We start from the raw sequence: 8,680 nt of genomic DNA on the forward strand, positions 1-8,680 counted from the left end.
ACTCATATATATATATATATATATATATATATATATATATATATATATATATGAGTGAAGACATTAAAAGTGTACGTTTAAACAAGTATTGTATGTGCAGTAACTGAAAACTATCGGAAATTTATCTACCATTAAACATCAATCGCCAAAACGCGTACCAAAAAACCCCACTTATCTGCTGCTTCTTCAATAATTTTTGCTGTCGGTTTACCTGCACCATGTCCTGCTTTTATTTCAATTCTAATTAATACAGGTGCATCACTACTATGGGCTGCTTGTAAAGCCGCAGCAAATTTAAAACTATGGGCAGGAACAACACGATCATCATGATCTGCGGTAATAATTAAAGTTGGCGGATAAGCTATTCCCGGCTTTAAATTATGCAAAGGTGAATAAGCATACAAATTTGTAAATTCTGCCGCATTTTCTGAAGAACCATATTCAGCTACCCAAGCCCAACCAATAGTAAATTTATGGAAACGCAACATATCCATAACACCCACTGCGGGTAAGGCTGCACCAAACAAATCAGGGCGTTGTGTCATACAAGCACCCACCAATAAACCGCCGTTACTACCTCCACCAATTGCTAGTTTTGCAGGTTTAGTGTAATTATTAGCAATTAACCATTCAGCAGCAGTAATAAAATCATCAAAAACGTTTTGTTTTTTCTCTTTCATTCCTGCTTGATGCCATTCTTCCCCATATTCACCACCACCTCGCAAATTAGGAACAGCATACACTCCCCCCATTTCTAGCCATATTAATAAACTCACAGAAAAACTTGGTGTTAATGAGATATTAAAACCACCATATCCATAGAGATAAGTGGGATTATTGCCATCTAATTTAATTCCTTTTTTGTGGGTAATAAACATTGGCACTTTTGTACCATCTTTACTTTCATAAAAAACCTGTTTTGTCTCATATTCATCAGCATTGAAATCTACTTTTGGCTGCCGGAAAATTTTACTTTTACCCGTTTTCATGTCGTAACGGTAAATAGTTCCGGGAGTAGTAAAGCTGGTGAAACTATAAAATGTTTCTGGATCATGGCGTTTACCACCAAATCCACTTGCTGAACCAATTCCGGGTAATTCTACTTCTCGAATAAAATTCCCTTTGAGATCAAATATCTTGATTTGGCTATGGGCATCTTGCAGATAATCAGCGACAAATTGATTATTCAGAATACCAACACTTTCTAATGTTTCTACAGCTTGAGGAATAATTTCCTGACAATTTTCTGAAGTTGGTTTTTTAGTATCAATGGCAATAACTCTGCCTTTTGGGGCATTTAAATCTGTGCGAAAGTAGAAAATATGATCATCATTATCAATAAAGCTATAATCGGCTGCAAATTGGTTAATTAGTTCGATAATTTCAGAATTTAGATTTGTTAAATCTTGATAAAAAACTAAGTTTTTGGAGTCAGTTCCTAGCCAGATTGAAATTATCAAATATTTGCCATCCTCGGTGACGTTACCACCAAAACCCCATTCTTTTTCATCAGAACGATGATAAATTAAAATATCTTCTGATTGCTGTGTACCAAGTTTGTGATAATATAATTTTTGGTAATAATTTACATCTTCTAATTTGGTTTTTTCATTTGGTTCATCATAACGACTGTAGAAAAAACCTTGATGATCATGAGTCCAAGCAGCACCAGAAAATTTAATCCATTGTAAATGATCTTGTAAATCTTCACCTGTGGCAATATCTCTCACTTTCCATTCTTGCCAATCTGAACCAGAACTAGATAAACCATAAGCTAAAAGTTGACCATTTTCACTGATAGCAATTCCTGAAAGGGCAACTGTACCATCTTCTGAAAGTTGATTAGGGTCAAGTAATACTCTTGGTTCTGATTCTAAGGTTGGGAGAGTGTAGAGAACACTTTGATTTTGCAGTCCATCATTTTTGAAATAAAAGTAACTTTCACCTTCTTTAAAGGGAGTTCCATATTTTTCATAATCCCAAAGTTTGGTGAGACGCTGTTTTATTTTTTCCCTAGCAGGAATTTCATTTAAGTAGCTAAAGGTAACTTGATTTTGGGCTTCTACCCAAGCCTTTGTTTCTTCCGTATCCGGGTCTTCTAAGGCGCGGTAAGGGTCTGCAACCGCAGTTCCGTGATAATTATCTATTTGATCACTTTTGCTAATGGTGGGATAGGTCAGGGGTTGTTTAGAGTTAGACATAGATTCAGGATAGATAAACTGTTCTATCTATCCTACCGATGATCTGATTAAAGTTGGTTGAGTTATTCCATTTCATTAAACGTATCTTTAAGTACAGAACGCGCTGCTAAATGATTACGAGTAGAAGTGAGAATTTCCGCTTCTCGTTCTAAACGAGCAACTGTATCCTGTATTTCTAATAATGCTTGCTGTTCGGGAGCGACACCATAGAGATTACTCGCTATCCAATAAGATAGTTCTGTGGGTAAATCTGGTAAATCATTTGGTAGTTCAATCTCTTGTTCTGTTAACTTGGCTGAAAGACGCACAACATCCCGCAACAGTTGTTCTACCTCAGAAGCCAACGGACGTAAATCTTTAGCTGGGGGTTGATCTTCAATCCATTCTACCAAACCAACGCGATAGGGCTTTTCGCGGACATATTCTAAAACCCGAAATCTTTGCTGTCCTAAAGCTAATAGCTTGATTCTGTCATCAGGTAGCCGTTGATAATGAAGAATTTCGGCACAACAACCCACATTAGCAATTGTCCCCTTTGTGGGATCAATCATCAATACCCCAAATCGGCGATCGCTCTCCAAAATCGTATTCATCATGATTCTGTAGCGAAATTCAAAGATATGTAGAGGTAATGGTCTGGTCGGAAATAGAACCACTTCTGGTAATGGGAATAGAGGTAGTTCACGCACTGCGATTTTAGAAGAAGATGTCATTGTTAGTATTGTTAGTTAAGTATAAATTGTAGTCTTAAAATATTATATTCTTGCCTACTTTCTCTGTACTTTATTCATATTTTATCATGATGTTTTATAGCTAATAAAAAGCCCTGAGATAAATTTTCTCAGAGCTAATTGTCAGTTGTTCGTTGTTCGTTGTCAGTGGTCAGTTGTTCGTTGTCAGTTGTTCGTTGTTTTTCCTTCACTACTGACCACTGACAACTGTACGGGCGAAGCATTTGGAGAACTATTTTTGGCAATGACCGATAATTTATCTTCCAAATGCTTCGCCCCTACTAACAACTAACAACTGTACGGGCGAAGCATTTGGAGAACTATTTTTGGCAATGACCGATAATTTATCTTCCAAATGCTTCGCCCCTACTGACCACTGACAAATGACAAATTTACAATTTGACTTCAATATCTACACCAGAAGGTAAATCTAGCTTCATGAGTGCATCAATGGTTTTAGAAGAAGGCTGGTAAATGTCAATAATCCGGCGATGGGTGCGGGTTTCAAAGTGTTCGCGGGAATCTTTATCTACGTGAGGCGATCGCAGTACGCAATATATCTTGCGTTTGGTGGGTAAAGGAATTGGTCCGATAGCTGTAGCGTTGGTACGGTTAGCTGTTTCAACAATCTTCTCGCAAGATGTATCTAATAAACGGCGGTCAAATGCCTTTAAACGAATTCTAATCTTCTGCTGCTGTAGAGTTGCCATTTTTAGTTTTCCAGGTTCGGTAAATTTTAGACTTTAGATTTTAGATTTTTAGATGTTAAATTCCATCCCAAATCTGAAATTTAAAATTGTTTATGGGAATAGAAAGGAGCAGAGATTATATAATTCATCTCTACTCCTTTTGAATAAGAGCAAAAAGGTGAGTGTTATTTCAAGATTTTAGCGACAACGCCAGCACCAATAGTCCGGCCACCTTCACGAATAGCGAAGCGCATACCTTGTTCAATAGCGATCTCATTGATCAATTCTACTGTTACCTTGATGTTATCGCCAGGCATAACCATTTCCACATCTGTACCTTCCCTATCGGTAAAGGCTTTGATTGTTCCAGTTACATCAGTTGTCCGCACATAGAACTGAGGGCGATAACCTGCGAAAAATGGTGTTTTCCGACCACCTTCTTTCTCAGTTAAAACGTAAACTTCACCTTCAAACTGAGTGTGAGGTTTAATTGTACCAGGTTTGGCAATTACCATACCCCGCTCAATGTCTTCTTTTTTGAGACCACGTAGTAGTACACCAGCGTTATCTCCAGCCATACCTTGATCAAGGCTCTTTTTGAACATTTCAATCCCAGTGACTGCGGTAGTCTTGGTATCTCTGATGCCAATTAGCTCAACTGTATCGCCAACCTTAACGATACCGCGTTCGATCCGTCCAGTAGCCACAGTCCCACGACCTGTGATGGTGAACACATCTTCCACAGCCATCAAGAATGGTTTATCCACATCCCTTTCAGGAGTAGGAATAGAAGCATCTACAGCATCCATCAACTCATAGATTTTGTCTACCCACTCATTTTCACCGCGCTGAGTTTTGGGATTAGCAATCATTGCTTCCAGAGCTTTCAGACCCGAACCCTTGATAATGGGAATATCATCACCGGGGAAATCATAAGCGGTCAGCAATTCCCGCAGTTCCATTTCTACCAATTCCATCAACTCTTCATCGTCCATCATGTCTTGTTTGTTCAAGAACACGACCAGACTAGGAACACCGACTTGTTTTGCCAAGAGGATGTGTTCACGAGTTTGGGGCATAGGACCATCCGTAGCCGCAACTACAAGGATGCCTCCATCCATTTGCGCTGCACCTGTGATCATGTTTTTCACATAGTCAGCGTGTCCAGGGCAATCTACGTGAGCATAGTGACGAGCAGTGGTTTCATACTCAACGTGAGCGGTATTGATTGTAATACCCCGAGCTTTTTCTTCTGGTGCATTATCAATTTGGTCGTAACCCTTACCCACCGCTTGACCATTAGCGGCCAAGGTCATGGTAATAGCTGCTGTTAAAGTAGTTTTGCCATGGTCAACGTGACCAACAGTACCGATATTAACGTGAGGTTTAGTTCTTTCAAACTTTGCGCGTGCCATGAATAATCGTTTCCTTTTTTAATTAAGCGTTCCCTTTACTTTTTGAGATGATTCCCTCAGCTACGCTGCGAGGCACCTCTTCGTAGGTACTAAATTCCATCGTAAAGATACCCCGACCTTGGGTTTTCGACCGGATATCAGTGGCATAACCAAACATGGTTGCCAGTGGAACTTTCGATACCACCTTTGCCAGTCCTTGTTCAGTGCTTTGGCTTTCAATCTGTCCTCTGCGGGAGATTAAGTCACCAATCACGTTACCGATGTAGTCTTCAGGTACTTCTACTTCAACTTTCATGATCGGCTCTAAGATCACCGGAGAGGCTTTTGATGCCGCTTCTTTCATTGCCATAGAACCGGCAATTTTGAAAGCCATTTCGGAAGAGTCTACGTCGTGATAAGAACCATGTATCAAGGTAGCTTTGACATCAATGAGTGGATATCCGGCTAAAATACCAGATTCACAACATTCTTTCATGCCCTGTTCCGCAGGTCCTACGTACTCTTTGGGGACAATCCCACCGACAATTTTAGAAACAAATACAAAACCTGTGCCTGGTTCTCCTGGTTCTAAGTTGATCACTACGTGACCGTATTGCCCCTTACCACCACTTTGGCGAATAAATTTACCATCAATTTTTTCGACGGCTTTGCGGATGGTTTCGCGGTAAGCCACTTGGGGCGCACCAACGTTTGCTTCTACTTTAAATTCCCGTAACATCCGATCTACAAGAATTTCTAGGTGCAATTCTCCCATGCCCGCAATCACGGTTTGGTTGGTTTCTGGATCAACACGCACCCGGAAGGTGGGGTCTTCTTCACTCAAAGATTGCAGCGCTTTGGAAAGCTTATCCATGTCGTTCTTGGTTTTGGGTTCAACCGCTACCGAGATCACAGGTTCAGGAATAAACAGGGATTCCAGAATTACTGGGAAACCTTCATCACAAAGGGTATCACCTGTCAAAGTATCTTTCAATCCCAAAGCAGCACCCAAGTCACCTGCCCGTAGTTCATCTACATCTTGTCGGTCATCTGCTTTCATCAGCACTAACCGAGAGATCCGTTCTTTTTTATTCTTGCTGACGTTAAGAACGTAACTACCTTTCTTCAGCACACCAGAATAAACACGAACGAAGGTGAGGCGACCGTAAGGGTCAGCCATAATCTTAAATGCCAACGCTGATAATGGTTCGTTATCATCAGCATGACGTTCTACGGGATCACCGTTGAGCAGTGTGCCTTGAATTGGTGGCACTTCCAGTGGTGATGGTAGATAATCTATCACCGCATCCAACATCAATTGCACGCCTTTGTTCTTAAAGGCTGAACCGCAAAGCACTGGGACTATTGTTCCAGCAATTGTTCCTTTGCGGAGGGCAGTACAGATTTCTGCTTCTGTCAGTTCTTCGCCCTCGAAGTACTTATTCATCAGCACATCACTAGTTTCTGATACTGCTTCTACCAACTTGATGCGGTATTCGGCGGCTTTTTCGGCTAGTTCAGCGGGAATTTCTACTGTTTGGATATCAGTTCCTTGGTCGTTTGTGTACATATATGCACACATTTTCACCAAGTCAATAATCCCCTTAAATTCAGTTTCACTACCGATAGGCAGTTGAATAGCGATCGCATTAGCTCGCAAGCGATCGACCATTTGGTCATGCACTCTATAGAAGTTCGCACCGGTGCGATCCATCTTGTTAATAAAGGCAATGCGAGGGACTTTATAGCGGTCTGCTTGTCGCCATACTGTTTCTGATTGGGGTTGAACACCACCTACGGAACAAAATACAGCGATTACACCATCTAATACTCGCATGGAACGCTCAACTTCAATGGTGAAGTCCACGTGACCGGGAGTATCAATAATGTTAATTTGATGATCATTCCAACTGGTACTAATGGCAGCAGCAGTGATGGTAATTCCCCGCTCCCGTTCTTGTTCCATCCAGTCTGTAACGGCTGTTCCTTCGTGAACTTCGCCAATTTTATGAATGATCCCAGAGTAAAATAATATTCTCTCTGTTGTCGTTGTTTTGCCCGCATCTATATGCGCCGCAATACCGATATTGCGTACTTTCTCTAGCGGGTTCGTGCGTGCCACAGTTACCTCCTAAGGTTGTCGCCTCATGATATCTTGTATATTACTCTTTGTTAAGATTCTATACTTTTACGGAAAACCGTCTTTTTTTGTTAGCCTAGCTAGGCAGTTGCCTTTTTGGGCATTAGCTATAAATTCTACGATATACCGCACACGAGAAGACGATATATCGTTTTTCTAGTTAGTAACGATAATGTGCAAACGCTTTGTTCGCTTCCGCCATCCGATGTGTTTCTTCGCGCTTACGAATAGCACTACCAGTTTCATTCGCTGCATCCATTAATTCATTAGCCAATCTTCCGGCCATGGTTCTACCTGGACGTTGGCGAGAATACTGAACTAACCACCGCAATGCTAGAGTAGTACCGCGATCTGTACGCACTTCCATTGGTACTTGGTAAGTTGCTCCACCAACGCGGCGAGCTTTAACTTCTACCAATGGTGTCGCATTACGCACCGCTTTTTCAAAAGTTTCTAATGGACTTCCACCAGTACGTTCTTCAATAGTTTTCAAAGCGTCATAAACTATTCTTGCGGCAATTGATTTTTTGCCATGACGCATGATCCGGCGCATCATCATGCTGATAAGGCGACTATTATACACTGAGTCAGGCGGGACTGTGCGCCTTTGACTAACACCACGACGAGACATACTTCATCCTTGAATACGGAATTTGACCACGAAATTATATGCTATCAGAACACAGGAGACTAAAAGCGGTTTAATTAGCCGCTGATTTTTCCTGTGTTTTCCTTTATGGCTTGAGCCATGCTATCGCTATCAGTTGAGAGGAGGCTGAATTAATTCACTTATTATCTGCTACCAGACACAGAAGACGACAACGTAATCAGCTTTAAAATTTAGATTAAAGTGCTGTTATCGTTTACAAGATTATCTTCTCCAAACTCATACAACTTGTTTTTATGCCAGATCCAGTTTGATTTTCTGAAAAAAAATTCGTTACTGCTGGTTTATTACGCAGTTTGCAGGTAGGACGATTAACCGTATTTAACGCGATTAACCGCCGCTTACCTATTTTTTACCTGCTTTTGGGAGCTTAGTTCCATATTTGGAACGGCCTTGTTTGCGGTCTTTAACTCCGGCTGTATCTAATGTGCCACGAATAATGTGGTATCTAACTCCGGGCAAGTCTTTGACCCGACCACCACGAATCATAACTACGGAGTGTTCTTGTAAGTTATGACCGATACCTGGGATGTAAGCTGTTACTTCAAATCCAGAGGTAAGTCTTACCCTGGCTACCTTGCGGAGTGCTGAGTTAGGCTTTTTAGGTGTAGTTGTGTATACTCTGGTGCAAACGCCTCGCCGTTGCGGGCATTGCTTCAGAGCAGGGGACTTGGTTTTTTGACGCGCTAGTTCGCGCTCACTACGTATTAGCTGCTGTATTGTTGGCATGAGTTACAGCGCGTGAAGCTGCTTTATGATCTAAGTTTTAACAAATCCTGATTATATCTTTTTTTTTGATTTTCTGTCAATCATTTTTGGGAGGGAACAGGGAAGTTGGGGGAGTAGAGGAAGTTGGGG

At 41.2% G+C, this 8,680-nt stretch carries 9 protein-coding genes; all 9 read right to left on the minus strand.

The window, feature by feature from the left end:
• Positions 1-131: 131 nt before the first annotated feature.
• Complete coding sequence (locus PN450_RS12420; protein WP_271836527.1) at positions 132-2,201, minus strand: prolyl oligopeptidase family serine peptidase; 2,070 nt, start codon at positions 2,199-2,201, stop codon at positions 132-134.
• Positions 2,202-2,263: 62 nt separating this feature from the next.
• Entirely contained in the window at positions 2,264-2,914 is a 651-nt protein-coding gene (locus PN450_RS12425) for an LON peptidase substrate-binding domain-containing protein (RefSeq protein ID WP_015078098.1), read from the minus strand.
• Between the two features lie 183 nt (positions 2,915-3,097).
• Positions 3,098-3,220, minus strand: coding sequence for a hypothetical protein (locus tag PN450_RS12430; protein WP_256370234.1), 123 nt, complete (start codon positions 3,218-3,220; stop codon positions 3,098-3,100).
• Complete coding sequence (locus PN450_RS12435) at positions 3,189-3,341, minus strand: hypothetical protein (RefSeq protein WP_233467030.1); 153 nt, start codon at positions 3,339-3,341, stop codon at positions 3,189-3,191. The genes PN450_RS12430 and PN450_RS12435 overlap by 32 nt, the downstream gene beginning before the upstream one ends.
• The gene (rpsJ, locus tag PN450_RS12440; RefSeq protein ID WP_015078100.1) at positions 3,325-3,642 is read right to left on the minus strand and encodes a 30S ribosomal protein S10; all 318 of its coding nucleotides are present in this window, start codon (positions 3,640-3,642) and stop codon (positions 3,325-3,327) included. The genes PN450_RS12435 and rpsJ overlap by 17 nt, the downstream gene beginning before the upstream one ends.
• A gap of 164 nt (positions 3,643-3,806) precedes the next feature.
• Positions 3,807-5,036 (minus strand): elongation factor Tu, encoded by a 1,230-nt coding sequence (gene tuf, locus PN450_RS12445; RefSeq protein WP_168631801.1) that lies wholly within the window; start codon positions 5,034-5,036, stop codon positions 3,807-3,809.
• Positions 5,037-5,058: 22 nt separating this feature from the next.
• Positions 5,059-7,137, minus strand: a complete 2,079-nt coding sequence (gene fusA, locus PN450_RS12450) for an elongation factor G (protein WP_148763567.1) — start codon at positions 7,135-7,137, stop codon at positions 5,059-5,061.
• Positions 7,138-7,315: 178 nt separating this feature from the next.
• Positions 7,316-7,786, minus strand: coding sequence for a 30S ribosomal protein S7 (gene rpsG, locus PN450_RS12455; protein ID WP_015078103.1), 471 nt, complete (start codon positions 7,784-7,786; stop codon positions 7,316-7,318).
• A 381-nt stretch (positions 7,787-8,167) separates the two neighbouring features.
• Positions 8,168-8,551, minus strand: coding sequence for a 30S ribosomal protein S12 (rpsL, locus tag PN450_RS12460; protein WP_015078104.1), 384 nt, complete (start codon positions 8,549-8,551; stop codon positions 8,168-8,170).
• Between the last annotated feature and the right edge of the window lie 129 nt (positions 8,552-8,680).

The organism is Dolichospermum lemmermannii CS-548 (assembly GCF_028330815.1).
Lineage (GTDB): Bacteria > Cyanobacteriota > Cyanobacteriia > Cyanobacteriales > Nostocaceae > Dolichospermum > Dolichospermum lemmermannii.